Source organism: Streptomyces sp. ME19-01-6, assembly GCF_033793745.1.
Taxonomy (GTDB): Bacteria; Actinomycetota; Actinomycetes; order Streptomycetales; family Streptomycetaceae; genus Streptomyces.
In genome coordinates, this window is record NZ_JARAXF010000004.1 from 514,149 (window position 1) to 536,439 (window position 22,291).

Here is a 22,291-nt window from a genome sequence, read left to right on the forward strand (position 1 = left end):
GTTACAGCACCTCCGGCGCGAGCGAGACGATCTTCATGAACTTCTTCTCGCGCAGCTCACGGCCCACCGGGCCGAAAATACGGGTGCCGCGGGGGTCGCCATCGTTCTTGAGGATGACGGCCGCGTTCTCGTCGAAGCGGATGTACGAGCCGTCCGGGCGGCGGCGCTCCTTGACGGTGCGCACGATGACCGCCTTGACGACCTCGCCCTTCTTCACGTTGCCACCGGGGATCGCGTCCTTGACGGTGGCGACGATGACGTCACCGATGCCCGCGTAGCGGCGACCGGAACCACCGAGAACACGGATGCAAAGGATCTCCTTCGCGCCCGTGTTGTCGGCGACGCGCAGTCGCGACTCCTGCTGGATCACGTCTATCTCCTGATCGTCTGCCGGTTCCCGGCAAGGGCCCTGTTACGGGCCCCTGCCGAGCCTGGCGGAACTGGCCTGGGGGCTGCTGCCCTCAGGAAATTACTTGGCCTTCTCGAGGATCTCGACGACGCGCCAGCGCTTGGTCGCGGACAGCGGCCGGGTCTCCATCAGGAGGACGCGGTCGCCGATACCCGCGGCGTTCTGCTCGTCGTGCGCCTTGAGCTTGTTCGTACGGCGGATGACCTTGCCGTACAGCGCGTGCTTGACGCGGTCCTCGACGGCGACGACGACGGTCTTGTCCATCTTGTCGCTGACGACCAGACCCTCACGGGTCTTGCGGAAGCCGCGCTGCTCGTTCGTTTCTGCAGTCACATTCGTCTCGCTCATCAGGCGCTCTCCACCGTCTCGATGCCAAGCTCGCGCTCCCGCATCAGGGTGTAGATCCGGGCGATGTCCTTGCGGACCTCCTTCAGCCGGCCGTGGTTCTCGAGCTGTCCGGTCGCCGCCTGGAAGCGGAGGTTGAACAGCTCTTCCTTGGCCTCACGCAGCTTGGCAACGAGGTCCTCGTTGTTCAGCTCACGCAGCTCGGACGCCTTGGTACCGGCCGCCATCACGACTCACCTGCCTCGCGCCGCACGATCCGGCACTTCATCGGGAGCTTGTGAGCAGCGCGGGTGAGCGCCTCACGCGCAGTCTTCTCGTTCGGGTAGGACAGCTCGAACATCACCCGACCGGGCTTGACGTTCGCGATCCACCACTCCGGCGAGCCCTTACCGGAACCCATGCGGGTCTCGGCGGGCTTCTTCGTCAGCGGACGGTCCGGGTAGATGTTGATCCAGACCTTGCCGCCACGCTTGATGTGGCGGGTCATCGCGATACGCGCGGCCTCGATCTGACGGTTGGTGACGTACGCCGGGGTGACGGCCTGAATGCCGTACTCGCCGAACGCCAGCTCGGTGCCGCCCTTGGCCATACCCGACCGCTTCGGGTGGTGCTGCTTGCGGTGCTTGACCCTGCGAGGGATCAGCATGTCGGTCAGGCCTCCGTTCCGGTGCTCTCAGCAGCCGGAGCAGCGGCGGCGGCCTCGGCCTTGGGGGCCTCGGCGGCGGCGTTCTGCTGCTGCGGCTTACGGCCGCGGCCACCGCGCTCGCCACCACGGCGCTGCGGGCGGTCGCTGCCACCACCACGCGACGGGCGGTTGCCCGCACGGGCGGCGGCGTTCTCAGCGCGGACCTCGGCGATGTTCTTGACGTCGCCCTTGTAGATCCAGACCTTCACGCCGATGCGGCCGAAGGTCGTACGGGCCTCGAAGAAGCCGTAGTCGACGTTCGCGCGGAGCGTGTGCAGGGGCACGCGGCCCTCACGGTAGAACTCCGAACGGGACATCTCGGCGCCACCGAGACGGCCACCACACTGGATCTTGATGCCCTTGGCGCCGGCCTTCATCGTGCTCTGCATCGACTTGCGCATCGCACGACGGAAGGAGACGCGGGAGGAAAGCTGCTCGGCGACGGCCTGGGCCACCAGCTGAGCGTCCACCTCGGGGTTCTTGACCTCGAGGATGTTCAGCTGGACCTGCTTGCCGGTGAGCTTCTCCAGCTCGCCGCGGATGCGGTCGGCCTCGGCGCCGCGGCGGCCGATGACGATGCCCGGCCGGGCGGTGTGGATGTCGACGCGGACGCGGTCACGGGTGCGCTCGATCTCCACCTTGGAGATACCGGCGCGCTCCATGCCCTTCGTCATCATCCGGCGGATGGCGACGTCTTCCTTGACGTAGTCCTTGTACAGCTTGTCGGCGTACCAGCGGGACTTGAAGTCCGTGGTGATGCCGAGCCGGAACCCATGCGGGTTAACCTTCTGGCCCATTACCGGGTTCCTTCCTTGCTGCTGACGACCACGGTGATGTGGCTGGTCCGCTTGCGGATCCGGTAGGCGCGGCCCTGGGCGCGCGGACGGAACCGCTTCAGAGTCGGGCCCTCGTCGACGTACGCCTCGGAGATGACGAGGCTGTCGGCGTCGGTGTGGTCGTAGTTGTGCGCGGCGTTGGCGATGGCGCTGTCCAGCACCTTGCCGACCGGCACGCTCGCGGCCTGCGGAGCGAATCGCAGGACCGCCTGAGCCTCCGTGGCGTTCATGCCACGGATGAGGTCCACCACGCGGCGGGCCTTCATGGGCGTGACGCGGATGTACCGCGCCTGGGCCCTGGCTTCCATGGTTGTCCCTTCGGTGTCTGTCTGAGTCATTCGCTTGTTCCGCTGATCAGCGACGACGCGACTTGCGGTCGTCCTTCTCGTGGCCGCGGAAGGTGCGGGTCGGCGCGAACTCGCCGAGCTTGTGGCCGACCATCGACTCGGTGACGAACACCGGGACGTGCTTGCGGCCGTCGTGCACCGCGATCGTGTGGCCGAGCATGGCCGGGACGATCATCGAGCGGCGGGACCAGGTCTTGATGACGTTCTTGGTGCCGGCTTCGTTCTGGACATCCACCTTCTTGATCAGGTGGTCGTCGACGAAGGGCCCCTTCTTGAGACTGCGCGGCATCTAAACCCGCTCCTAGCGCTTCTTGTTCGTCTTGCGGCGGCGGACGATGTACTTGTTGCTGGCCTTCTTCGGCGAGCGAGTACGACCTTCCTTCTGGCCCCACGGGGAAACCGGGTGGCGGCCACCGGAGGTCTTGCCCTCACCACCACCGTGCGGGTGGTCGACCGGGTTCATCACGACACCACGCACGGTCGGGCGAACGCCCTTCCAGCGCATACGGCCGGCCTTGCCCCAGTTGATGTTCGACTGCTCGGCATTGCCGACCTCGCCGACGGTGGCGCGGCAGCGGATGTCGACCAGGCGGACCTCACCGGAGGGCATGCGCAGGTGCGCGAAGGAGCCCTCCTTGGCCAGCAGCTGCACGGAGGCACCCGCGGAGCGGGCGAACTTCGCGCCGCCGCCGGGCCGCAGCTCGATGGCGTGGATCGTGGTACCGACCGGGATGTTGCGCAGCGCCAGGTTGTTGCCCGGCTTGATGTCGGCCCCGGGGCCGTTCTCGACCCGGTCGCCCTGCGACAGGCCGCGCGGCGCGATGATGTAGCGCTTCTCGCCGTCGGCGTAGTGCAGCAGCGCGATGCGCGCGGTGCGGTTGGGGTCGTACTCGATGTGTGCGACCTTCGCCGGGACGCCGTCCTTGTCATGACGGCGGAAGTCGATCACGCGGTACGCACGCTTGTGACCGCCACCCTGGTGGCGGACCGTGATGCGGCCGGCGTTGTTACGACCACCCTTGCTGTGCAGCGGGCGGACCAGCGACTTCTCCGGCGTGGACCGCGTGATCTCGACGAAGTCGGCGACGCTGGAGCCACGACGGCCCGGGGTCGTCGGCTTGTACTTGCGGATACCCATTTCTCAGTCCTCGGAAGATTCCGGACTTCTGGACGCTCCGATCTCCGTTAGGAGACCGGGCCGCCGAAGATGTCGATTCGGTCGCCCTCGGCGAGGGTCACGATGGCGCGCTTGGTGTCCTTGCGCTTGCCGAAACCGGTGCGGGTCCGCTTGCGCTTGCCCTGCCGGTTGATCGTGTTGACCCCGGTGACCTTGACCGAGAAGACCGCCTCGACGGCCTGCTTGATCTGGGTCTTGTTGGCGCCGGGCGCGACGATGAACGTGTACTTGTTCTCGTCGAGCAGCGCGTAGCTCTTCTCGGACACGACCGGCTTGACGAGAACGTCGCGGGGGTCCGTGAAGGTCTTGCTGGTGACAGCGGTCGCCTCACTCATCAGGCGGCGCTCCCTTCGGTCTTCTCAGCGGCCTTGGGACCAGCCACGAAGGACTCGAAGGCGGCCTTGGTGAAGACCACGTCATCGGAGACGAGCACGTCGTACGTGTTCAGCTGGCCCGGCTCCAGGATGTGCACCTGGGGCAGGTTGCGGGCGGACAGCCACGCGGCCTCGTCGCTCCGCTCGACGACCAGGAGCAGGTTCTTGCGCTCGCTGATCTTGCCGAACAGGGTCTTGGCGGCCTTGGTGGAGACCTCGCCCTCGATCACGCCGGTCACGACGTGGATGCGGCTGTGGCGCGCCCGGTCCGAGAGGGCACCGCGCAGCGCGGCGGCCTTCATCTTCTTCGGGGTGCGCTGGCTGTAGTCGCGCGGCACGGGGCCGTGCACGACGCCACCGCCGGCGAACTGCGGCGCGCGGGTCGAGCCCTGACGGGCGCGGCCGGTGCCCTTCTGGCGGTACGGCTTCTTGCCACCGCCGCGGACCTCGCCACGGGTCTTGGTCTTGTGCGTGCCCTGGCGGGCAGCGGCCAGCTGGGCGACGACGACCTGGTGGATCAGCGGAACGCTGACCTGCGCGTCGAAGATCTCCGCGGGGAGCTCGACGGTCCCGGCCTTGTCGCCTGCCGGCGAAAGGATGTCAATGGTGCTCATCGGTTACCTCAGGCCCCCTTGGCCGCGGTACGGACCAGGACGAGGCCGCCGTTCGGACCAGGAACCGCTCCCTTGATCAGGAGCAGGCCCTTCTCCGCGTCAACGGCGTGGACGGTCAGGTTCTGGGTGGTGACCCGCTCGTTGCCCATGCGGCCGGCCATGCGCAGGCCCTTGAACACGCGGCCCGGGGTGGCGCAGCCACCGATGGAGCCCGGCGAGCGGTGCTTGCGCTGGGTGCCGTGGCCGGCGCCCAGGCCCTTGAAGCCGTGGCGCTTCATGACACCGGCGGTGCCCTTGCCCTTGCTGGTGCCGGTCACATCGACCTTCACACCGGACTCGAACACCTCGGCGGTGACCTCCTGGCCGAGCGTGTACTCGCTGCTGTCAGCGGTACGCAGCTCCACCAGGTGGCGGCGCGGGGTGACGTCGGCCTTGGCGAAGTGGCCCTTGAGGGGCTTGTTCACCTTGCGCGGGTCGATCTCGCCGAAGGCGATTTGGACGGCGTCGTAGCCATCCGAGTCAGCGGTACGGACCTGGGTCACGACACAGGGACCGGCCTTGACGACGGTGACCGGGACGATGCGGTTGTTCTCGTCCCACACCTGCGTCATGCCGAGCTTCTCGCCCAGGACGCCCTTGATCTGCTTAGCCATCTCGCGCGTCACCTCAGAGCTTGATCTCGATGTCGACGCCGGCCGGCAGGTCGAGACGCATCAGCGAGTCGACGGTCTTCGGCGTGGGGTCGAGGATGTCGATGAGGCGCTTGTGCGTACGCATCTCGAAGTGCTCGCGCGAGTCCTTGTACTTGTGCGGCGACTTGATGACGCAGTACACGTTCTTCTCTGTGGGCAGCGGCACCGGGCCCGCGACCGACGCACCAGTGCGGGTCACCGTCTCGACGATCTTCTTCGCCGAGGAGTCGATGACCTCGTGGTCGTAGGCCTTGAGCCGGATGCGGATCTTCTGTCCCGCCATGGCTACTTCGTAGTCCTGTCTCTCGTAACGCTCCGGAACCCGGTCGGCTCCCGCCCTTCCCCGCCTCACCTCCGACCCACGCGGTCGGGCGTGTCGCGCCCCCTCCAGCAAATCTCCGCAGGAGAAATCCCTTATGGAAGAGGGTTGTGGGGGAAGAACACCCACCGGGTGCCTGGCCGGGGCCCCGCTGACACTTCCCGGAAGATTCCCGTACGTCCGCCCCTGATAAGAGGCGACGAGTACTGTGGGACTCGCTTCCGGTCCTCCCGGCGGGAGGCGCGCAGCATCGGCACTCAACCGAGCAACCCGGACAGTCTGCCACACGGACCATGCCGGATGCCAATTGGGAAGCGGGGAAGCGTACCCCCTGAGGGGGGCTCTTCAAACTCTGCGCGCGCCCGAGGCCCCAGCACACGGACACGTGTCACTGTGCCCTCACCAGGATGTCACCGAATGTGACCCCGGGCACAGCAGGGTGCGCGGCCCAACCCGCGCCACTCCCCGCGCGTCTCTCTCCGGGGGAACACACGACGGACTCCGGGGCACGGACATGCTCACGCGGCCGATACGCCCGCCCCGCTGACACCCGCTGGAAGTGCCCCCATGACCTTCACCGCGCAGGCCCGCAAGCGGCCCGCCTCGCCCCCACGGCGACGGCGCACCCGGAGCACCCGCCCCCGGAACATGGCTGTGGCGCTGGCCGCCGGCGCGGCCCTGATCGCCGGGGTGGTGTTCGCGTTACGCGACGGCGGCGGAGACGGCGGCACGCCCCGCGCCGCGGACCCGGCGACCCCGCTGCCCGACGCCATCTCGGCCACCTCCAGACCCCCTCGCCCGGGCTCTCCCGCCACCGCGACCGGCGTGTTCGTCACCGCGAAGTCCTCCGGCGCGGTGATCGGCGAGGGAAGCGACCTGCTGCGGTTCAAGGTCATGGTGGAGAAGGGCACCGGCGTCGACCCGAAGCGGGCCGCCGCCGAGATCTCCGCCGTCCTGGCCGACAAGCGCGGCTGGACCAACGACGGCGAGCACTCCTTCCGGCTGGTCGCCGACGGCCCCTCCGACTTCGAGGTCAAGATCGCCACCCCGGACACGGTCGACAAGATCTGCGGCGCCGTGGGCCTGGACACCCACGGCGAGGTCAACTGCGACGCCGGAACCCAGATCATGGTCAACCTCAAGCGCTGGAACACCGGCTCGCCCGAGTTCTCCGGCCCCATCAGCGGCTACCGGGCGCTGATCGTCAACCACGAGGTCGGCCACCGCATCGGCCACGGCCACGAGACCTGCCCGGGGAAGGGCAGACGGGCGCCGGTGATGATGCAGCAGATATACGGACTCAAGGGCTGTGTCGCGAACGAGTGGCCCTACGACGCGAAAGGCCGGTACATCGAGGGCCCGGCGGTCCCATGACGACTACATGTGATCGATCTGGGTCAGGTCCGGGGCGTCACGGGGGCCCAGGACGACGGGCCGGCAACGATCAGGTTCCCGTCGATCAGCTCGGTGTGTCGCGGGAGGTCGGGCCCATTGAAGAGATCGTCCACGGTGTAGCCGTGTGGTCGGTGCTTGCATGGGCGAGATCTTCGACCGTGTACCCAAGGCAGCGCCCCAGCCTGCGACAAAGCCGCACATACGGAGGAAACGCATCGCACGAGGTTGACGGCTGACCGGAGTATCGGCTGCGCCGCCGCGGAGCCCACACCATGCTCGCCGACCTCCGCGACCCCGCCACCGCTGAGCGGGCCTGGGGGTGTGGTGGCAGGATCTCGAGGGCCGCTTGTCGGCGTCACACGAGGATCAGACCAAAGCACGGCTCCTGGCGGCCGTTACCGTACTTTCGGCCGGTCCGCCCTGCACCCTCGGTTTCTAGCGTCAGCGGTATGGATACGGGTAACACGGCCGGGCGCACGAGGCCGGGCGGAGGCGCGGTCAACGCCGGGCTCGGCGCAGTGTTCGCGCTGGGGATCGCCTTCACGGCCTTCATGCTGATCCGCAGTTGGGGCGGGGCCTCCTGGGTGTTCACGACCGGCGTCGGCGTGGGGGTGTGCTCCCTCGCCCTGCTTCGCGAGCGGCAGCGGGCGCGGACCGCGGTCGCGGGCTCGGCCGTCGCGGCCGCCGCCGTCACGGTGTCCGGGCTCGCCGACCTGCCGCAGGAGCCGAGCCCCGCCACAGCGCTCGGCCTTTCCGTGCTCATCGGCTCCGCGATCCGGACCCTGCCGCCCGCACAGGCCGGCGGGATCGCCTTGGCGGGGCTCGCGGTGGTGGCGGGCGCCTGGATCTTCGGAGCCGGTGCCATCCCGGTGCTGGCCACACTGGCCTGGATCGCCGCCCTGGTGACGGGCGTTGGCCTGCGGACCCTCGGCAAGGGCCACCGCGGCCCCGCCGAGCGGCACGGCCGGTAGTCGGCGGATCTGTAGCGTGAGCACGGTGACCATGCTGGACCGCGGCGCCAGGATCGCCTCCGCCACCGGACTCGGTGCCCTGTTTCTCGCGGCGCTCGTCACCCAGGCCGTCGCCATCGCGCAGAGCTGGGGCGCCCGGTACTGGCTCCCCGGCGCCGTCACCGCGGTGACGGTGTGCCTGCTCGCACTGCTGTGTCGTCGGCAGCGGGCTTGGTTCGCGGTCGCGGGCTTGGCCGTCGCGGCCGCCGCCATCACGGTGTCCGGGCTCGCCGACCTGCCGCAGGAGCCGAGCCCCGCCACAGCGCTCGGCCTTTCCGTGCTCGTGGGCACCGCGATCCGGACCCTGCCGCCCGTACCCGCCGGGGCCATCGCCGCCGCGGGGCTCACGGTGGTGGTCGGCGGCCAGTTCGCCGCCCGACCGGCCACCTCCGGCATCACGGGAGTGACCGGAGTGAACGGCCTGGCCTGGCTGGCCGCCGTCGTCGTGGGGCTCTCGCTGCGGTTACTCGACGGCCGGGCTCTGGCCACCGCCGAGAGGGTGCGCCGGGATGAGCGTCTTGAGCTGGCCCGGGAGTTGCACGACGTTGTGGCCCACTACATCACCGGCATGCTGATCCAGGCCCAGGCCGCTCAGCTCGTCGGGCGCAAGGACCCCGGGAAGGTGGCGGACTCCCTGGCCGACATCGAGGCCTGTGCCTCCGACGCCCTCACCGCCATGCGCCGGGTCGTGGGGCTGCTGCGCGACGACGCGGCGCCCGCCTCGCCGGGCCCCGAGAGGCTCAGCGCACTGGTCGAGCGCTTCAACCACCAAGGCCCGCGGGTCTGTTTGCGGATGCCCGACAGCTCCGACGGTGAAGCGGCGTGGCCACCGGAGGTGACCAGCACCGTGTACCGGATCGTTCGCGAAGCTCTGACGAACGTCCAGCGCCACGCGCCGCAGGCCGGCTCGGTGTCGGTCACCGTCGGCCACGGCCCGCGACTCGTCACCGTCGAGGTCGTCGACGACGCCCCGCCCGGCCCCGGACGGCCCGCACACCGCGGTGGGTACGGTTTGATCGGTATGCGCGAGCGGGTCGAATCACTCGGCGGCACGCTGTCCGCCGGCCCTCGCCACGGCGCCGGCTGGTCCGTGCGGGCCACCCTGCCCATTCCCACGGGGGAGCCATCATGACCATCAACGTCCTGATCGCCGACGACCAGGCCATGATCCGCAGCGGTCTGCGACTCATCCTCGAGGACCAGCCCGACATCAGCGTCGTCGCGGAGGCCGCGGACGGTGCCGAGGCCGTCTCCCTGGCCCGACGGCTGCGCCCGGACGTGTGCCTCGTGGACGTCAGAATGCCCCGCCTCGACGGAATCGACGTCACCCGCGCGCTCGCCGGCCCCGGTGTGCGCGACCCGCTGCGGGTCGTCGTGGTCACCACCTTCGACCTGGACGAGTACGTGTACGGCGCGCTGCGCGGCGGTGCGGTGGGCTTCGTCCTCAAGGACGCCGGCCCCGCCCTGCTGGTCGAGGCCATCCGGGCGGCCGCGAACGGTGAAGCGCTGGTCTCACCATCCGTCACCGTTCGGCTGCTGCGGCACCTGGCGGCCTCCGGGGCGCCGGGCTCCGCCGGCAAGGAGCCACTGCCGCTGTCCGAGCGCGAGCTCCAAGTCGTGCGGGCCATCGCGCGCGGCCGCACCAACCAGGAGATCGGGACAGAGTTGTTCATCTCCCTGAGCACGGTCAAGAGCCATCTGTCCGTCATCCAGCGCAAGCTCGGGGTGCGCAACCGGGTCGCGATCGCCGCCTGGGCCTGGGAGAACCGCGTCGTGGTGAGTACCACGTAGCGGCCCTCTCCTCCTCCCCGAACAAAAACACGACCGGCCCGGCTCCCCGGGAAAGACCGGCCGAAAGACCGGTCACCAGCGGCCAGGACCGTGCTTTGGGCCGGTGCCGGGGAACGGCACCGGTTTCCAGGATGGGGCCATGCCCAACGAGCAATCCCCACCGGTACTTCAGGCCCAGGGCCTGACCAAGAGGTACGGCCGCCGCACGGCGCTGAACGACATCAACCTCACCGTTCCCCCCGGCCGCGTCATCGGTCTGGTCGGCCCGAACGGGGCCGGCAAGTCGACACTGCTGCACCTGGCCTGCGGGCTGACCGAGCCGACGTCCGGCCGGCTCGACGTGCTGGGATCCCGCCCGGCGGCCAGCGCCTCGCACCTGGCGAGGGTGGGGTTCGTAGCGCAGGACACACCCGTGTACGGGTCGTTCAGCGTGGCCGATCACCTGCGCCTGGGCGCGCGGCTGAACCCCTCGTGGGACCAGGCCCTGGCCGAGCGGCGGATCGCGCAGGTCGGGCTGGGCCCGGCCCAGAAGGCCGGGCGGCTCTCCGGCGGCCAGCGCGCGCAGCTGGCGCTGACGATCGCGGCCGCGACCCGCCCCGAGCTGCTGATCTTCGACGAGCCGGCCGCCGCGCTCGATCCGCTGGCACGACAGGCGTTCCTCGCGAATCTGATGGAGTTCGTCACCGAGCTCGGCGCCGGCGCGGTGCTGTCATCACACCTTCTCGGCGACATCGAGCGGGTCTGCGACCACCTCATCGTGCTGTGCGCCTCCCGGGTGCAGCTCGCCGGCGACATCCCCGACCTGCTGGCCGCCCACCACCGGCTGGTCGCACCGCGCGACGCACTCGACCGGCTGCCCGCCGGGGTCGAGGTCATCCAGGTGACGGACGAGGACGGCGGGCGGCGCGTCAGCGCGCTCGTACGCGGCGAGGCGGGAGGGCCGCCGCTGCCGGTGCCCGGCTCGGTCGAGCCCGTCACGCTCGAAGAGCTCGTCCTCGCCTACATGACCCGGGCGACCGGGCCCGCCGCCCGCGTCGGGGCCACCACGGGAAGGAACGAGCGATGATCTGGCTGAGCTGGCGGCAGTTCCGCGCCCAGGCGCTCGTCGCCATCGTCGCGTTGGCTCTGGCCGCCGCCTACCTGGGGTATCTCGGCCTGGACATCCGCGACGCCCACGACGCGTACCAGGCACGGTGCCGGAACGCGGGTGACTGCGCCGAGGCCGCGGCCCAGTTCCAAAGCGCCTACAAGAACACGCTGCTGTTCCTCGCCTGTGGGCTCGCGCTGGTCCCCGCCGTCATCGGCGCGTTCTGGGGCGCGCCGCTCATCGCCCGGGAGCTCGAAGCCGGCACCCACCGGCTGGTGTGGAACCAGAGCGTCACCCGCCGCCGATGGCTCCTGACCAAGCTCCTGGTTGTCGGTCTGGCCGCCATGGCCGTGACGGGCGCGGCCAGTGCGCTGCTCACCTGGGCGACCAGCCCGTTCGACCAGGTCGCCCAGGACCGTTTCGAGGCCCTGGTGTTCGGCGCCCGCGGCATCGTGCCCATCGGCTACGCCGCCCTCGCCGTCGTGCTCGGCGCCGTCATCGGGCTTCTGCTGCGCCGGACCCTGCCCGCGATGGCACTCACCCTCGTGGCTTTCCTCGCGCTCCAATTCCTGGTGCCCAACTTCGTGCGACCCCACCTCATGTCCCCCGAGTCGGCGTCGCTGCCCATGACCACCCAGGCCATCAACGAGGCCGAAAATTTGGGCAGCATCAGCGGCGGCGTCGTCATCGGTGGCCTGGAGCTGCCCGACGCCCCCGGCGCCTGGATCAGCCACACGAGCCCGCTGCGCACCGCGGACGGCCGGTCACTCGGCGAGGCGGTGTTCAACAAGTGCCTCGACGACCCACCGGAGACGGGCGCCGACGGCAGGTTCGGGGACACCGCGGTGTGCCTCGGCGCACTCGACCTCCACGTCGACGTCTCGTACCACCCCAAGGAACGCTATTGGCCGTTCCAATGGATGGAGACGGCGCTCTACCTCGCGGTCAGCGCCCTCCTGACGGCCTTCGGCCTCTGGCGCGTCCGGCGTCGGTCGAGCTGAAGCGCCGGGCAAGGCGCCTCGTTGGGGGAGCCCGGCCGCCTGCTCGAGCTCCCTGATCCCTTCCGTCGGCCTTCCCGACGGCAAACCCGGGTCCTGCGACCGGAGTCGTCACCGCGACGTACAGGCTCTGGCGTCCGTGATCGATCCCGCTTCCTGGCCCGCTCGCCCGCTCCGCGTCGCCGCCGCCCAGGCCTGCCCCGCACCCGGCGATGTCGCCGTCAATGTCACCACCGCCTCCGCGATGGTGCGCCAGGGCGCCGAGGCGGGGGCGCGCGTGATCGTCTTCCCGGAGAAGTTCCTCACCGGGTACGAGCCGGAACTCATCCGCGCGGACCCGGAGCGCTGCGCGGTCCAGTCGGGGGGTGACGCGCGGCTGGGCCCACTGCGGGAGGCGTGCCGGGGCACCGGCACCGTGGCCGTCGTCGGCGCCGCCGTGCACGAGGCGGGCGAGCTGTACGTGTCCGCGTTGGTGATCGACTCCGACGGCGGCCGGGCGGCCCGCTACGACAAGCAGATGCTGTTCCGTTCCGAGCGCGACATTTACCGGCCGGGACGCGCAGGGTGCTCCGTCGAGGTCGACGGATGGCGGCTGGGCCTGGGCATCTGCTACGACTCCGGCTTCCCCGAGCACGCCCGCGCCGCCGCGCTCGACGGCTGCCACGCCTACCTGGTCGGCGCCCTGTTCAGCGTGGGCAACGGCCACCACGAGTCCCGCATGTGGTTTCCCGCCCGCGCCTTCGACAACACCATGTACACACTGCTGGCCAACCACGTCGGCACCACCGGCGGCTGGCACACCTGCGGCGCCAGCGCCGTCTGGGACCCCACCGGCCGCCTCCTCGCCGAAGCGGGCCCCACCGAAGCGGAACTGCTCGTCGCCGACCTCGACCCCGAGCACCTGCGCCGCGCCCGCGAGGCCCACACCATGCTCGCCGACCTCCGAGGCCCCGAGCCGGCGTGAAGCATCAGCGCTCGCACATAGCGCGGAGTCAGTGGAAGCCCAGCATGCCGGGCGAGTCGATATCGACGGTGAGGACCCCGGGCGGATACGCGTCCTCGTTGTCCGTCAGCAGAATCGACATACCCGTGAACTCGGCGCGAGGCAGCGCACAGTAGAGGGCATGGCAGATATCAGGACCGCCATAGCCATCCCGGATCATTGTGCCGACGCTCACCGCCGCGATCGTGTCGAGGTCATCGACGGCCACCCCGGAGAGGGCGAGCACGATGCGGGACGCCTTCTCATCTCGTGTCTCGGCCTGCATCAGACACAGGGCGGGAACGCGCAGGCGGTCACCCGGGGTGTGGGCCATGTTGCCCACGAGGAGATTCAGGGCTTTGTGCCCACCGGCAAGAGCGAGCACCGCGCCGGTGTCGAGAATGATCACGCAGCGTCGCCCCGCGCGGCCCGGACCTTCTCCGCGGCGATGCGGTAGATGTTGCCCAGCACATCAGGAGCCTGGTCGAACTCGTCATCACTGATGTCGCAGCCGGTCAGCGCGCGCAGTGCCTCACGGTCGGCGGCCAGCCGCTCGGCCCGTTGCGCCTCGGTGGGCTGTTGCTTGGCAAGCTGCTCGACGTACTGCCCGAGACTCAGGCCTTGTTCCTTCGCAAGCTGGGCCAGATGGTCGCGGGTATCCCGGGAGACCTGAATCGTCGTCGTTGCCATAGCGCCACTATAGAGGCTCGCTAGCGGGGTGGCCGGACGTCGTACGAGCGCACCAGGCGGGCCAGCTGCCGACCCGCCGCCCGCAAGGGCTCCTCGCTGCGGTTGACCTGCGCCGTGACCTCCGCCCCTTCCAAGGCGCTGATGATCGTGGTCGCCAACTCCCGTCCGTCCTCGGCCTCGAAGCCATAGCGCAGCAGCTTGTCCAAGACCAACCCCTCCCAGCTGCGCAGCGCCTCCGCACACGCCTGCTGGATCTCCGAGTCGGTGCCGAGCGTCTCCAGGGCGGCTGCCGTGACGGGGCAGCCGTCGACCCAGCCCGACTCGCGCAGCCCCGTCGCGAGCTGCCGGGCGCAGCCCTCCACGGCCTCCGCGGGGTCTTCCGCGCCGTCCAGCGCCTTCGCGAGCAGCGTCGCGAACTCTTGGTCGCCGTGTTTGATCGCCGCGACGGCGACGGCCTCCTTGCCTCCCGGGAAGAAGTGGTACACGGAGCCGAGGGTGGCCTGCGCCTCCTTGGCGATCTGCTTGATGCCCGTGCCGACGTAGCCCTGCCGCTGCAGGAGGCGCGCTGCTGTGACGACGATCCGGTCGCGGGTGCTGGTCTGCATGGGGTCACCGTACCGGGCGACTGAGTAGAGCGTTCGTTCTAGAGCTGTGATACGTTTCCGCCGCGCCCTAAGTAGAACGTTCTTTTTAGCGAGAAGCAGAGGTCTCGACATGAGCAGCAGCACCCATCAGCAGTCGGTCGCCGTCATCGGACTCGGCCCCATGGGCCAGGCGATGGCCACGGCCTTCCTGGACCGCGGATACGAGGTCACCCTGTGGAACCGCACCCCGTCCCGCGCGGACGCCCTGGTGGCCCGCGGCGCGACACTCGCGCCGAGTGTCGCGGAGGCGCTCGCGGCCAACGAGGTGGTGATCCTCAGCCTCACCGACTACGCCGCCATGTACGACGTCCTCGGCCCCGCCGAGACCGCGCTGCCCGGCCGCGTCCTGGTCAACCTCAGCTCCGACACCCCCGAGCAGGCCCGCGCCGCCGCCCGCTGGGCGGCCGAGCGCGGCGCCGTGCACCTCACCGGCGGCATCACCGTGCCGCCCTCCGGAGTCGGGCAGCCCGAGTCGTCCACCTTCTACAGCGGCCCGCGCGAGGTGTTCGAGAAGCACCGGCCCGTGCTCGAGGTCGTGACCGGCCGCACCGACTACCGGGGCGAGGACCCGGGGCTCGCCGCGCTCTTCTACCAGCTCGGCATGGTCATGTTCTGGACCTCGATGCTGAGCTACTGGCAGGCGATCGGCCTCGCCAAGGCCAACGGCCTGGCGGCGGCCGATATCCTGCAGCACGCCACGGACACGGCGAACTCGCTGCCCGGCTTCTTCGCCTTCTACGCCGAGCGCATCGACGCGGGCAACCACGCCGGCGACGTGGACCGGCTGGCGATGGGGATGGCCAGCGTCGACCACGTCCTGCACACCAACGCGGACTCGGGCGTCGACACCACCCTCCCGGCCGCCGTCGCCGGCCTCGTCCGGCGCGGCATGGATGCGGGCCACGCGGCGGACAGCTTCTCCAGCCTGCTGGAGATCATGCAGAAGGCCGAGGCGTAGCCGCACCTTGCCGGGGTTATAGCTTGTGCTGATGAGTGAACTCTTGGCTGAAGCACACCGGTTCCTGGACTGGGCGCGGGAGCAGGGCGCGGACCTCGACGGCACCGACGAGAGCGTCTGGTTCGTCCAGGGAGTCCTCGGATCAATGGCGAAGGACACCGACGAGGAACCGTCCCTGCGAGCGGTCAAGTCTCTGGCGTACTCGGTTTACCTGGCTGAGCTACTGGCCGACACCTGTCACGGTGTTCGGTGTGTCATCGACGGGCAGGGCATGGACCTGCGCGCGGTGCTCGCCGTTGGCGAGAACGGAACCATGCAGTTCACGCTGTCGTGGGTGCAGAGCTGCATCGACGATCCACAGGTCGACAACATCGGCTTCAAGTTCGCCGGAGCGCTCAGGGACTTCGGCGAGGAAGAGCGCGCCTCGGAGATGTACGCGCAGTGCGAGATGTACAGCGAGTTCAGCGATCTATGAAAACCGGCGGCCCTTCTCGGGAGTCGACACCGCGAGAGCTCCCGGCCCGAACGGCGCCGGGAGCTCCGCATCAGCGCTCGGACGCGTACGCCACGAAGCGGGTCCAGGCGTCCGGGGTGAACGCGAGCGAGGGGCCCTGGGGGGCGGTCTTGGAGTCGCGGATGTGGATGGTGTCGGGGGTGGTGGCGACCTCGACGCAAGCGGGGCCGTCCGGCGTGCTGTAGCTGCTCTTGGCCCAGGCGACCTCAACGCAGTCCGGGCCATCGTCCGTGCTGTAGCTGCTCTTTATCCACTCAAAGGGCTTGAGGGTCATGTCTCTCCCAGCACTTTCTCGATGAAGGCCAGCGACTCCTGCGGCGTGAGAGCCTGCGCCCGGATAATCCCATAGCGCATCTCAAGGATATGGATCTCCTTGGGGGCGGCGATCACACGACTGGAAAGCTGTACTTCCGTGTGTCCGACGGTCGTTCCATCCTTGAGCCTCAGCAACCGGAACGGACCACCGAGGCCGGAGTTCTCCTCACGACTCAGAGGCAGGATCTGAAGGTCCACATTCCGCAACTGGCCGATCCCCAACAGGTGTTCGAGCTGTCGACGCATCACCATTCTGCCCCCGATGAGGCGGCGCAGCGTCGACTCGCACTGCACAAAGTTGAAGACAGGCCGCTCGGTGGCGACGGTGATGATCTCCTGCCTGGCCATGCGTGCAGCCACCCGACGCTCGAGATCATCTTCGGCGAACCTCGGACGCCGACCGCCGAACACCGCCCGCGCGTACTCCTCGGTCTGCAGCAGCCCGTGGATGACCGAGTTGTTGTACGCGCACAGCTCTCCCGCGTCATCCTCCAGCTTCTTCAGATCCCGAACCTTCTTCGGATATCGCGCCTCCGCGACGTCCTTCTTCATCGCCGCGATCTTGCCGCCCGCCCCCAGGACCTCATCCGTCTTGTCCAGGAACTCCGGCCGGGGAATCCGCCGCGCCCGCTCGACGGCCGAAACCAGCTCCTCCCCGTAACCGATCAGCACCCCCAACTCCGCCTGCTTCAGCCCCGCCGCCTCCCGCCACAGTTTGATCTGGCGGCCGACCGCCCTCATCACCGCGCCGCTGTCGTCATCCCACTCCTGATCCATGCCCCACCTCCGATGTCCGTCCGTGCCCAACGCCTTTCCCCGGGCCACGTCACGGCGTACGGACCGGACAAGGCCGGACCATCACCGGACGGTCACCGTCCGTATTGGCGTCGCTACTTTTCAGCCTAGGCACGCGCGGCCACGCTGAGTGACATGAGCCAACAAATCACTCGAACAGACACTTCCGTTTCCGTCCCCGCCGCCCTCCACTTCACCGTGCTCCTGTCCGCCACCCGCAAGGGCGCCCGCCTCGCCCGACTCCTCGCGACCGAGCGGCTGCGCTCGTGGGGACTGCCGTTCGAGACGGCGGCGCTGGTCATCGCCGAGCTGGCCGCCAACGCCGCGCTGCACGGCCGCGTACCGGGCCGGAACTTCCGTCTCACGCTCAGCGTGACCGGCCCGACCCTCCGTATCGAGGTGCGGGACCCCTGCCCGGAACGGCTGCCGAACGTCCGCCCGAAGGAGGGCGCGAGCGAGCCCGGCGAGAACGGCCATGGACTACTGCTCGTCGAGGAGTTGGCGGACCGCTGGGGCGTCGTGCCCGAACTGATCTGCAAGACGGTCTGGGCCGAACTCACCCTCCGCCCCTGACCAACCTCGGCCGCCCGATCGAATGCGGGGCAGACGAAACACTCCAGGTCGCCCCACTCGGTCTCGCGGTCGAAGAGGCCTGGTGGACATACTCCAGAGTTAGACTTTGTCAAGTTAGTCTAAGTCGAGCGAGCCTAATCCCCGGCCCGACAGCGGCGTCACCGAAGCCCGGAAAGACGGTCCTCGGTGGCCCGTGCGCCCCGGCGTCGGGCGATCAAAGACAAAGAACCGCTGGAAAGAACCCACCCAACCCAACCAAACCTCACCCCCATCACCCGCGCGGGTGATTCCGCCCAACCGGGCTGGCGCTCAAGCGGTTCGGCGAGGCAGGCTCGGGCTCGACAACCCAAGACATGCGACGGCCCCCGGCCGGGACTCGCAATCCCGATCGAGGGCCTGACCACCGAGGAAGCGAGACCTTCCCGATGGCTGAGCAGCAGCTTAGCGCGCACCCGCGCGCCCATTCCGTGGTTCGCCAATCCGCAGGCGGAGTCACCCAGATCAGCGACTACCAGCCCAAGCGGTACACGATCATCGGCGATCACCTCACCCAGCACCACGACCTCTCCCTGACCGCGATCGGGCTCGGCGCGCACATCCAGTCGCTGCCCGACGGCGCCGCCGTGGACATCCGTACGCTGGCCGGGAAGTTCCACGAGGGGCGGGACCGGATCGCCGCCGCGCTGCGGGAGTTGGAGGACCACGGGTATCTCAAGCGGGTCCGGGAGCGTACGCCCGAGGGGCGGATCGTCACCCGGACCCTGTCGTACAACGTCCCCGGAGCTACCGGCACCCGCCGTGCGGCCGAGCCCGTGACCTCCGTGACCGAGCCGGTCGTCGAGCGGCCCACCCTGCCCGCGCCCGAGCACGCCGTACGCCCCCCGGCGGCCACCACGCCGCCACCGCCGCCGAGCAGCGTCACCACCCCCACGGCACCGCCACCGCTCCCCGAGCCCAATACACCCGCGCCGCAGCTCCACCGCACCGCCGCCGCGCTCCTCGCCGAGCTGCGTCGCGACGACGAGCGGTTACTGCTGGCCGAGCGCGACGTACGCCGCCTCGCCCCGGGCGTGGCCGCCTGGCTGGAACGCGGGGCCGCCCCCGACGCCGTACGCCGCACCCTGGCCGTCGGCCTCCCACCCAACCTGCGCCACCCGGCCGCGCTCCTCGCCCACCGCCTCACCGCGCAGCTCCCGCCACCTCTGCCGACAGCCAAAGCCAGGTCGCGCCCAGCTCCCCTCCAGAACTGCGGCGGCTGCGACCGCGCCTTCCGCGCACCCCGCCCCGGCCTCTGCCGAGACTGCCGAGAGGCCCAACAAGCCCGGACGCGCGTCGCCGCCTGAGCGGATCCGGCACCTGAGCGAAGCACTCTCCCATTGTATGGAATATCCGCTAGCCTTGTATGTATCCCATGCTACGGAGGTAGCGGTGTCAGCCACCCAGATCGACATCGATGACGAAGCCCTCGCGGAAGCCATGCGGCTGTCCGGCGCCAGGACCAAGAAGGAGATGGTCAATATCGCCCTGCGTGAATACGCGGAGCGGCGCGCGCGCACCGAGGCGCGCCTGCGCCACTTCGAAGCGGCCCAGCACTGGGACGAGGAAGGGTTCTGGCAGCGCCATGCGGCCGAGAAGGGCGCCGCTGACAGCACGGAGAAGGGCGCCGCCTGACCATGATCCGCTACCTCGCTGACTCCACCGCCGTCTGGCGCCTCGAGCGAGATCGCAAGTTGAACGATCTATGGGAACACGAACTCGACGAGGGTGCGATCGGCTCATGCGCCGCACAGCGCACAGAATTCAGGCAGTCCGCGCGGAGTCTCGACGAGTACGACGGGATGGACGCGATGTTCGCCGATTTGTATCCGGATGTCTCTGTCCCAAAGACCGCCTGGAAATGGATCGAAGCCAGCCAATACCGCCTCGCTCAACGCGGTCAGCACCAGAGCCTGTCCGCTGTCGACTGGCTGATCTGTGCCACGGCCGCGCACCACGGCCTTGTTGTACTGCACGACGACGCCGACTTCCGCGCGGCCGCACGTCTCCTCCCGGACCTGACAGAGCGCAACGTATACGCCACGCCGAGCTGATTGGACGACCTCCCCCGCTACCCGGCGGAGAACTGACAGCCGACGCCCTTCATGCGGCCGCCGGGCTCCCCTATGGCATCGCCCGATATCTCAGGCTCTTGCCCTTGCCCCAGTGGCCGCGTCCAGGGCATACACGGCTTCTTTGTTCTTGCTGGTGACATACAGCACTTTCCCGGCGATCCGCAGGGAACTGCCGCTGATCTCCGAGGTCCACTTCTTCGTGCCGGTGGCCGCATGGAGCGCCTGGACGTGGGGGTTGTCGGCGGTCTGGCTGACGTACACCACCCCGTCGGCACCCACCAACGTCTGACGCTCAGGGCTGGTGATCGACCACTCCGTCTTCCCCGAGGCCACGTTCAGAGCATACGTCTGATCGCGCCCACGTACGTACAACGCCCCATCGATTGCCGTCAGCGTGCCGAAGCCCAGGTGGTCTCCCAGGAACACGGACCACTTCTGCTTCCCGGTGGCAGCATCCAGCGCATGTACCTTCTGGTCGTAATCCTTGACGGAGGACCCGACGACATATGCCACTCCGCCGACCACCTCCGTGCCCTTGTGCGCACTGGAGGAGCCGCCCGCAAACTGGTTAGTGGGACTGACGAACTCCCATTTCCGCGCGCCCGTGGCCGCGTCCAGCGCATACATACTGATGGGCTCGACGACCGTACGGGTGTACACCAGCCCGCCGACCGCCCATAGCCGATCGGCCCAGCGGCCGGTGAACTCCCACTTCTTCCTGCCGGTGGCCGCGTCGAGCGCCCGCATGTCGCCCTTGTCGTCGATGTAGACGTGCACCGCCCCGTCGTCCGCTGCCAGATAGTCCTTGACACCGCCGATTCCGCGTCGCGTAGCCCACTTCTCGGTCCCGGTGGCCGCGTCCAAGGAGTGGATGGCGTCATCGTCCAAGACGTACACCTGCACCGTCCTGCCGACCGTCGTCAACCAGGTGATGCTGCCGCCGGGGGAGAAATCCCACTTCTTCTTTCCGGTGGCCGCGTCCAGAACGCGGAGTTCCTGGTCCGTGCCCATGACGTACACCGCTCCGCCGATCACCGCCGGAGGCGGGACGTTCAGGGAGTCGCCCTCCTTGGCGCCGGCTTGGCCGTAGCCCCCGTTCTTGAGGGGGTGGGACCACTTCTTCTTCCCGGTGGCCCCGTCCAGCGCGTACACCGTGGCGTCCTGGATGTCCTGCCCCTTGATGTACACCACCTTGCCGTCCACCACCGGGGGTGAGAGCTTTTGGCCACCGGCGGCGAACCATGCCCCGGTTGCCGACGTCCCGTGGTCGGGAGACTTCCCCTCGTCGGGAGAAGCCCCGTCGTTGAGAAGGGCGAAGCCGGTCGTGACGCCCGCACCGGCCGCGATGGCGGCGCCACCGAGCCACAAGGCCCTGCGCCGGGTGACGAACCCTGCCCGGCCTGTGGTTGCCCGGGCCGGTCCCGGTGTGTGCGGTGGCCCGGCCGTCTCGGTCAGTGCGTCCGCCGTCGCGGGCGCAGCGGGGCCGGCGGGTGCGATATCCCTGGCGCCCCTGGCGTCGGCGGTGCGCGTGGCCATGTCATGCAGGCTGTCGTGCAGGCTCGGGCCGGAGGGTGTCGGGGACGAGAGGGCGGCGCGGAGGCGGTCGTGGACCTGGGCCGCGGAGACCGGCCGGTCCTCGGGCGCCTTGGCGAGCAACTCCATGACGAGGTCGTCCAGGGCCGCCGACACCCCGGGCCGGATCCGCCCCGGGGGCGCGGGGAGCTGGTTCAGGTGGGCGCTCATCATCGACGCCGGGCTGGTGGCCTGGAACGGGAGCCGCCCGGTGAGAAGTTCGTGGAGGACGCAGCCGAGGGAGTACAGGTCCGAGCGTGGATCGCCGGAGTGCCCGTCGAACCGCTCGGGCGGCATGTACGGGAACGTCCCCATCACCTTGCTCGACGGCAGCGCCTCCATGAATCGGGCGATGCCGAAATCGAGGATCTTCACCCGCCCGTCCGCGGCCAGATGCAGGTTCGCCGGCTTCAGATCCCGGTGGATGACGTTTGCCTCGTGCGCCCGGGCCAGCCCGGCCGCCGCCTGCGCGACCCAGTCGACCGCGGTGGCCACCGGCGGGGGGCCGTCCTCGCGCAGCACCGAGGCCAGGTCCCGCCCCACGAGCAACTCCATGACCAGGAACAGCGTCCCGTCCGCCGCGTCCTCACCGAAGTCGTGAATGGTGACCACGGCGGGATGGTTCAGCGCTCCGGCGGTGTTGGCCTCGCGGCGGAACAAGTCGGCAGCGGCGGTATCGCTCCTGTCGTGCGGAAGCAGCTTGACCGCCACCCGCCGCCCGATCACCCGGTCACGGCCCTCCCACACCTCGCCCATACCGCCGCGGCCGACGAACCGCACCAGCTCGTAACGCCCGACCAGAACCCGCGCCACCATTCGTGCCCCCCAAGCGGAATGAGCGAAGCGTAGCGGCCGGGCGCCGAGGGCGCAGCCGTCACTCCCGCCCCTACTCCCTGCCGCGTCAGCCGAGCGCAGACGGGGCCGCCTCGTTTGCCCGGACCGGGCCTCCGCAAACCAACTCTTGCCCGATTCGTGACCGACACCATGCCCAAGACGGACAACCTTCCAAGATCACCGACCGTCCCCTAGCACGGAGAAGCAGCCGGAGGCACCCGTGC

At 69.3% G+C, this 22,291-nt stretch carries 31 protein-coding genes; 13 read left to right on the forward strand and 18 right to left on the reverse strand.

Translation table 11 applies throughout. The features are described 5' to 3' along the window. Position 1: 1 nt before the first annotated feature. The 12 genes from rplN to rpsJ form a co-directional block, all read right to left on the reverse strand. Complete coding sequence (gene rplN, locus PV419_RS12350; RefSeq protein WP_014178776.1) at positions 2–370, reverse strand: 50S ribosomal protein L14; 369 nt, start codon at positions 368–370, stop codon at positions 2–4. A gap of 99 nt (positions 371–469) precedes the next feature. Beyond that, positions 470–757: a 30S ribosomal protein S17 gene (gene rpsQ / locus PV419_RS12355; RefSeq protein ID WP_319688009.1), complete on the reverse strand. Its 288-nt coding sequence runs from the start codon at positions 755–757 to the stop codon at positions 470–472. Further along, positions 757–981 carry a 50S ribosomal protein L29 gene (gene rpmC, locus PV419_RS12360; protein WP_319688010.1) on the reverse strand — a complete coding sequence of 75 codons (225 nt, stop codon included), beginning with the start codon at positions 979–981 and terminating at the stop codon, positions 757–759. Before rpmC ends, rpsQ begins: the two co-directional genes overlap by 1 nt. Further along, a complete protein-coding gene (gene rplP / locus PV419_RS12365) occupies positions 981–1,400 on the reverse strand; it encodes a 50S ribosomal protein L16 (protein ID WP_014178774.1) in 420 nt (139 codons plus the stop codon). Before rplP ends, rpmC begins: the two co-directional genes overlap by 1 nt. 5 nt (positions 1,401–1,405) lie before the next feature. Beyond that, complete coding sequence (gene rpsC / locus PV419_RS12370; protein ID WP_319688011.1) at positions 1,406–2,236, reverse strand: 30S ribosomal protein S3; 831 nt, start codon at positions 2,234–2,236, stop codon at positions 1,406–1,408. Further along, positions 2,236–2,583 (reverse strand): 50S ribosomal protein L22, encoded by a 348-nt coding sequence (gene rplV, locus PV419_RS12375; RefSeq protein ID WP_044571671.1) that lies wholly within the window; start codon positions 2,581–2,583, stop codon positions 2,236–2,238. Before rplV ends, rpsC begins: the two co-directional genes overlap by 1 nt. Before the next feature lie 46 nt (positions 2,584–2,629). Next, positions 2,630–2,911 carry a 30S ribosomal protein S19 gene (gene rpsS, locus PV419_RS12380; RefSeq protein WP_014178772.1) on the reverse strand — a complete coding sequence of 94 codons (282 nt, stop codon included), beginning with the start codon at positions 2,909–2,911 and terminating at the stop codon, positions 2,630–2,632. Between the two features lie 12 nt (positions 2,912–2,923). After that, positions 2,924–3,760, reverse strand: coding sequence for a 50S ribosomal protein L2 (gene rplB, locus PV419_RS12385; RefSeq protein WP_065962996.1), 837 nt, complete (start codon positions 3,758–3,760; stop codon positions 2,924–2,926). A 47-nt stretch (positions 3,761–3,807) separates the two neighbouring features. After that, positions 3,808–4,134, reverse strand: coding sequence for a 50S ribosomal protein L23 (gene rplW, locus PV419_RS12390; RefSeq protein WP_065962994.1), 327 nt, complete (start codon positions 4,132–4,134; stop codon positions 3,808–3,810). Beyond that, a complete protein-coding gene (rplD, locus tag PV419_RS12395; RefSeq protein ID WP_014178769.1) occupies positions 4,134–4,787 on the reverse strand; it encodes a 50S ribosomal protein L4 in 654 nt (217 codons plus the stop codon). Before rplD ends, rplW begins: the two co-directional genes overlap by 1 nt. 8 nt (positions 4,788–4,795) lie before the next feature. Beyond that, positions 4,796–5,440, reverse strand: a complete 645-nt coding sequence (gene rplC / locus PV419_RS12400; protein ID WP_319688012.1) for a 50S ribosomal protein L3 — start codon at positions 5,438–5,440, stop codon at positions 4,796–4,798. 13 nt (positions 5,441–5,453) lie between these two features. Beyond that, positions 5,454–5,762 (reverse strand): 30S ribosomal protein S10, encoded by a 309-nt coding sequence (gene rpsJ, locus PV419_RS12405; protein WP_003948644.1) that lies wholly within the window; start codon positions 5,760–5,762, stop codon positions 5,454–5,456. Between the two features lie 603 nt (positions 5,763–6,365). Between rpsJ and PV419_RS12410 the strand changes: the two genes are divergently transcribed. From PV419_RS12410 to PV419_RS12440, 7 genes are all read left to right on the forward strand, one after another. Further along, a complete protein-coding gene (locus PV419_RS12410; protein WP_319688013.1) occupies positions 6,366–7,172 on the forward strand; it encodes a DUF3152 domain-containing protein in 807 nt (268 codons plus the stop codon). 470 nt (positions 7,173–7,642) lie between these two features. After that, a complete protein-coding gene (locus tag PV419_RS12415; RefSeq protein ID WP_319688014.1) occupies positions 7,643–8,164 on the forward strand; it encodes a metal transporter in 522 nt (173 codons plus the stop codon). A 16-nt stretch (positions 8,165–8,180) separates the two neighbouring features. After that, a complete protein-coding gene (locus PV419_RS12420; protein ID WP_319688015.1) occupies positions 8,181–9,335 on the forward strand; it encodes a sensor histidine kinase in 1,155 nt (384 codons plus the stop codon). Then, positions 9,332–9,994 (forward strand): response regulator transcription factor, encoded by a 663-nt coding sequence (locus tag PV419_RS12425; RefSeq protein ID WP_319688016.1) that lies wholly within the window; start codon positions 9,332–9,334, stop codon positions 9,992–9,994. Before PV419_RS12420 ends, PV419_RS12425 begins: the two co-directional genes overlap by 4 nt. A gap of 139 nt (positions 9,995–10,133) precedes the next feature. Beyond that, the gene (locus PV419_RS12430) at positions 10,134–11,060 is read left to right on the forward strand and encodes an ABC transporter ATP-binding protein (protein WP_319688017.1); all 927 of its coding nucleotides are present in this window, start codon (positions 10,134–10,136) and stop codon (positions 11,058–11,060) included. Continuing rightward, positions 11,057–12,082 (forward strand): ABC transporter permease subunit, encoded by a 1,026-nt coding sequence (locus tag PV419_RS12435; protein ID WP_319688018.1) that lies wholly within the window; start codon positions 11,057–11,059, stop codon positions 12,080–12,082. The genes PV419_RS12430 and PV419_RS12435 overlap by 4 nt, the downstream gene beginning before the upstream one ends. Positions 12,083–12,218: 136 nt before the next feature. Further along, complete coding sequence (locus PV419_RS12440) at positions 12,219–13,043, forward strand: carbon-nitrogen hydrolase family protein (protein ID WP_319688019.1); 825 nt, start codon at positions 12,219–12,221, stop codon at positions 13,041–13,043. A 28-nt stretch (positions 13,044–13,071) separates the two neighbouring features. On the opposite strand, the gene PV419_RS12445 is transcribed toward PV419_RS12440, so the two are convergent. Genes PV419_RS12445 through PV419_RS12455 form a run of 3 tightly spaced genes read right to left on the reverse strand, consistent with a single transcriptional unit; the run spans position 13,072 to position 14,356 of the window. After that, positions 13,072–13,470 carry a hypothetical protein gene (locus tag PV419_RS12445; RefSeq protein WP_319688020.1) on the reverse strand — a complete coding sequence of 133 codons (399 nt, stop codon included), beginning with the start codon at positions 13,468–13,470 and terminating at the stop codon, positions 13,072–13,074. Next, a complete protein-coding gene (locus tag PV419_RS12450; protein WP_319688021.1) occupies positions 13,467–13,751 on the reverse strand; it encodes a hypothetical protein in 285 nt (94 codons plus the stop codon). Before PV419_RS12450 ends, PV419_RS12445 begins: the two co-directional genes overlap by 4 nt. Positions 13,752–13,771: 20 nt before the next feature. Continuing rightward, positions 13,772–14,356, reverse strand: a complete 585-nt coding sequence (locus PV419_RS12455) for a TetR/AcrR family transcriptional regulator (protein WP_319688022.1) — start codon at positions 14,354–14,356, stop codon at positions 13,772–13,774. Positions 14,357–14,405: 49 nt separating this feature from the next. On the opposite strand from PV419_RS12455, the gene PV419_RS12460 reads away from it, so the two are divergent. Then, complete coding sequence (locus PV419_RS12460; protein WP_319688181.1) at positions 14,406–15,353, forward strand: NAD(P)-dependent oxidoreductase; 948 nt, start codon at positions 14,406–14,408, stop codon at positions 15,351–15,353. Between the two features lie 31 nt (positions 15,354–15,384). Further along, on the forward strand, positions 15,385–15,828 hold the full coding sequence (locus PV419_RS12465) for a hypothetical protein (protein ID WP_319688023.1): 444 nt from the start codon (positions 15,385–15,387) through the stop codon (positions 15,826–15,828). A 70-nt stretch (positions 15,829–15,898) separates the two neighbouring features. Here the strand turns inward: PV419_RS12465 and PV419_RS12470 are convergent, their stop codons facing one another. Further along, the gene (locus tag PV419_RS12470; protein ID WP_319688024.1) at positions 15,899–16,141 is read right to left on the reverse strand and encodes a DUF397 domain-containing protein; all 243 of its coding nucleotides are present in this window, start codon (positions 16,139–16,141) and stop codon (positions 15,899–15,901) included. Continuing rightward, positions 16,138–16,959, reverse strand: coding sequence for a helix-turn-helix transcriptional regulator (locus tag PV419_RS12475; protein WP_319688025.1), 822 nt, complete (start codon positions 16,957–16,959; stop codon positions 16,138–16,140). The genes PV419_RS12470 and PV419_RS12475 overlap by 4 nt, the downstream gene beginning before the upstream one ends. Before the next feature lie 153 nt (positions 16,960–17,112). Between PV419_RS12475 and PV419_RS12480 the strand changes: the two genes are divergently transcribed. From PV419_RS12480 to PV419_RS12495, 4 genes are all read left to right on the forward strand, one after another. Then, positions 17,113–17,550, forward strand: a complete 438-nt coding sequence (locus PV419_RS12480) for an ATP-binding protein (protein ID WP_319688026.1) — start codon at positions 17,113–17,115, stop codon at positions 17,548–17,550. Positions 17,551–17,975: 425 nt separating this feature from the next. After that, positions 17,976–18,893 (forward strand): helix-turn-helix domain-containing protein, encoded by a 918-nt coding sequence (locus PV419_RS12485; RefSeq protein ID WP_319688027.1) that lies wholly within the window; start codon positions 17,976–17,978, stop codon positions 18,891–18,893. An 85-nt stretch (positions 18,894–18,978) separates the two neighbouring features. Further along, on the forward strand, positions 18,979–19,221 hold the full coding sequence (locus PV419_RS12490) for a type II toxin-antitoxin system VapB family antitoxin (protein WP_319688028.1): 243 nt from the start codon (positions 18,979–18,981) through the stop codon (positions 19,219–19,221). A gap of 2 nt (positions 19,222–19,223) precedes the next feature. Next, positions 19,224–19,640, forward strand: a complete 417-nt coding sequence (locus PV419_RS12495) for a PIN domain-containing protein (protein WP_319688029.1) — start codon at positions 19,224–19,226, stop codon at positions 19,638–19,640. Positions 19,641–19,730: 90 nt separating this feature from the next. On the opposite strand, the gene PV419_RS12500 is transcribed toward PV419_RS12495, so the two are convergent. Continuing rightward, positions 19,731–22,049: a serine/threonine-protein kinase gene (locus tag PV419_RS12500; RefSeq protein WP_319688030.1), complete on the reverse strand. Its 2,319-nt coding sequence runs from the start codon at positions 22,047–22,049 to the stop codon at positions 19,731–19,733. Positions 22,050–22,291: the final 242 nt, after the last annotated feature.

What these genes read in the sequence shown, in the direction of transcription:
- rplC (WP_319688012.1), bottom strand. Translation starts at nt 5,440, where the DNA reads ATGGCTAAGCAGATCAAGGGCGTCCTGGGCGAGAAGCTCGGCATGACG.
- PV419_RS12480 (WP_319688026.1), top strand. Translation starts at nt 17,113, where the DNA reads ATGAGCCAACAAATCACTCGAACAGACACTTCCGTTTCCGTCCCCGCC.
- PV419_RS12430 (WP_319688017.1), top strand. Translation starts at nt 10,134, where the DNA reads ATGCCCAACGAGCAATCCCCACCGGTACTTCAGGCCCAGGGCCTGACC.
- rplP (WP_014178774.1), bottom strand. Translation starts at nt 1,400, where the DNA reads ATGCTGATCCCTCGCAGGGTCAAGCACCGCAAGCAGCACCACCCGAAG.
- rpsJ (WP_003948644.1), bottom strand. Translation starts at nt 5,762, where the DNA reads ATGGCGGGACAGAAGATCCGCATCCGGCTCAAGGCCTACGACCACGAG.
- rpsS (WP_014178772.1), bottom strand. Translation starts at nt 2,911, where the DNA reads ATGCCGCGCAGTCTCAAGAAGGGGCCCTTCGTCGACGACCACCTGATC.
- PV419_RS12470 (WP_319688024.1), bottom strand. Translation starts at nt 16,141, where the DNA reads ATGACCCTCAAGCCCTTTGAGTGGATAAAGAGCAGCTACAGCACGGAC.
- PV419_RS12495 (WP_319688029.1), top strand. Translation starts at nt 19,224, where the DNA reads ATGATCCGCTACCTCGCTGACTCCACCGCCGTCTGGCGCCTCGAGCGA.
- rplB (WP_065962996.1), bottom strand. Translation starts at nt 3,760, where the DNA reads ATGGGTATCCGCAAGTACAAGCCGACGACCCCGGGCCGTCGTGGCTCC.
- PV419_RS12415 (WP_319688014.1), top strand. Translation starts at nt 7,643, where the DNA reads ATGGATACGGGTAACACGGCCGGGCGCACGAGGCCGGGCGGAGGCGCG.
- rplD (WP_014178769.1), bottom strand. Translation starts at nt 4,787, where the DNA reads ATGAGCACCATTGACATCCTTTCGCCGGCAGGCGACAAGGCCGGGACC.
- rpmC (WP_319688010.1), bottom strand. Translation starts at nt 981, where the DNA reads ATGGCGGCCGGTACCAAGGCGTCCGAGCTGCGTGAGCTGAACAACGAG.
- PV419_RS12485 (WP_319688027.1), top strand. Translation starts at nt 17,976, where the DNA reads ATGGCTGAGCAGCAGCTTAGCGCGCACCCGCGCGCCCATTCCGTGGTT.
- PV419_RS12455 (WP_319688022.1), bottom strand. Translation starts at nt 14,356, where the DNA reads ATGCAGACCAGCACCCGCGACCGGATCGTCGTCACAGCAGCGCGCCTC.
- PV419_RS12500 (WP_319688030.1), bottom strand. Translation starts at nt 22,049, where the DNA reads ATGGTGGCGCGGGTTCTGGTCGGGCGTTACGAGCTGGTGCGGTTCGTC.
- rpsQ (WP_319688009.1), bottom strand. Translation starts at nt 757, where the DNA reads ATGAGCGAGACGAATGTGACTGCAGAAACGAACGAGCAGCGCGGCTTC.
- PV419_RS12465 (WP_319688023.1), top strand. Translation starts at nt 15,385, where the DNA reads ATGAGTGAACTCTTGGCTGAAGCACACCGGTTCCTGGACTGGGCGCGG.
- PV419_RS12450 (WP_319688021.1), bottom strand. Translation starts at nt 13,751, where the DNA reads ATGGCAACGACGACGATTCAGGTCTCCCGGGATACCCGCGACCATCTG.
- rpsC (WP_319688011.1), bottom strand. Translation starts at nt 2,236, where the DNA reads ATGGGCCAGAAGGTTAACCCGCATGGGTTCCGGCTCGGCATCACCACG.
- rplW (WP_065962994.1), bottom strand. Translation starts at nt 4,134, where the DNA reads ATGAGTGAGGCGACCGCTGTCACCAGCAAGACCTTCACGGACCCCCGC.
- rplV (WP_044571671.1), bottom strand. Translation starts at nt 2,583, where the DNA reads ATGGAAGCCAGGGCCCAGGCGCGGTACATCCGCGTCACGCCCATGAAG.
- PV419_RS12425 (WP_319688016.1), top strand. Translation starts at nt 9,332, where the DNA reads ATGACCATCAACGTCCTGATCGCCGACGACCAGGCCATGATCCGCAGC.
- PV419_RS12410 (WP_319688013.1), top strand. Translation starts at nt 6,366, where the DNA reads ATGACCTTCACCGCGCAGGCCCGCAAGCGGCCCGCCTCGCCCCCACGG.
- PV419_RS12435 (WP_319688018.1), top strand. Translation starts at nt 11,057, where the DNA reads ATGATCTGGCTGAGCTGGCGGCAGTTCCGCGCCCAGGCGCTCGTCGCC.
- PV419_RS12475 (WP_319688025.1), bottom strand. Translation starts at nt 16,959, where the DNA reads ATGGATCAGGAGTGGGATGACGACAGCGGCGCGGTGATGAGGGCGGTC.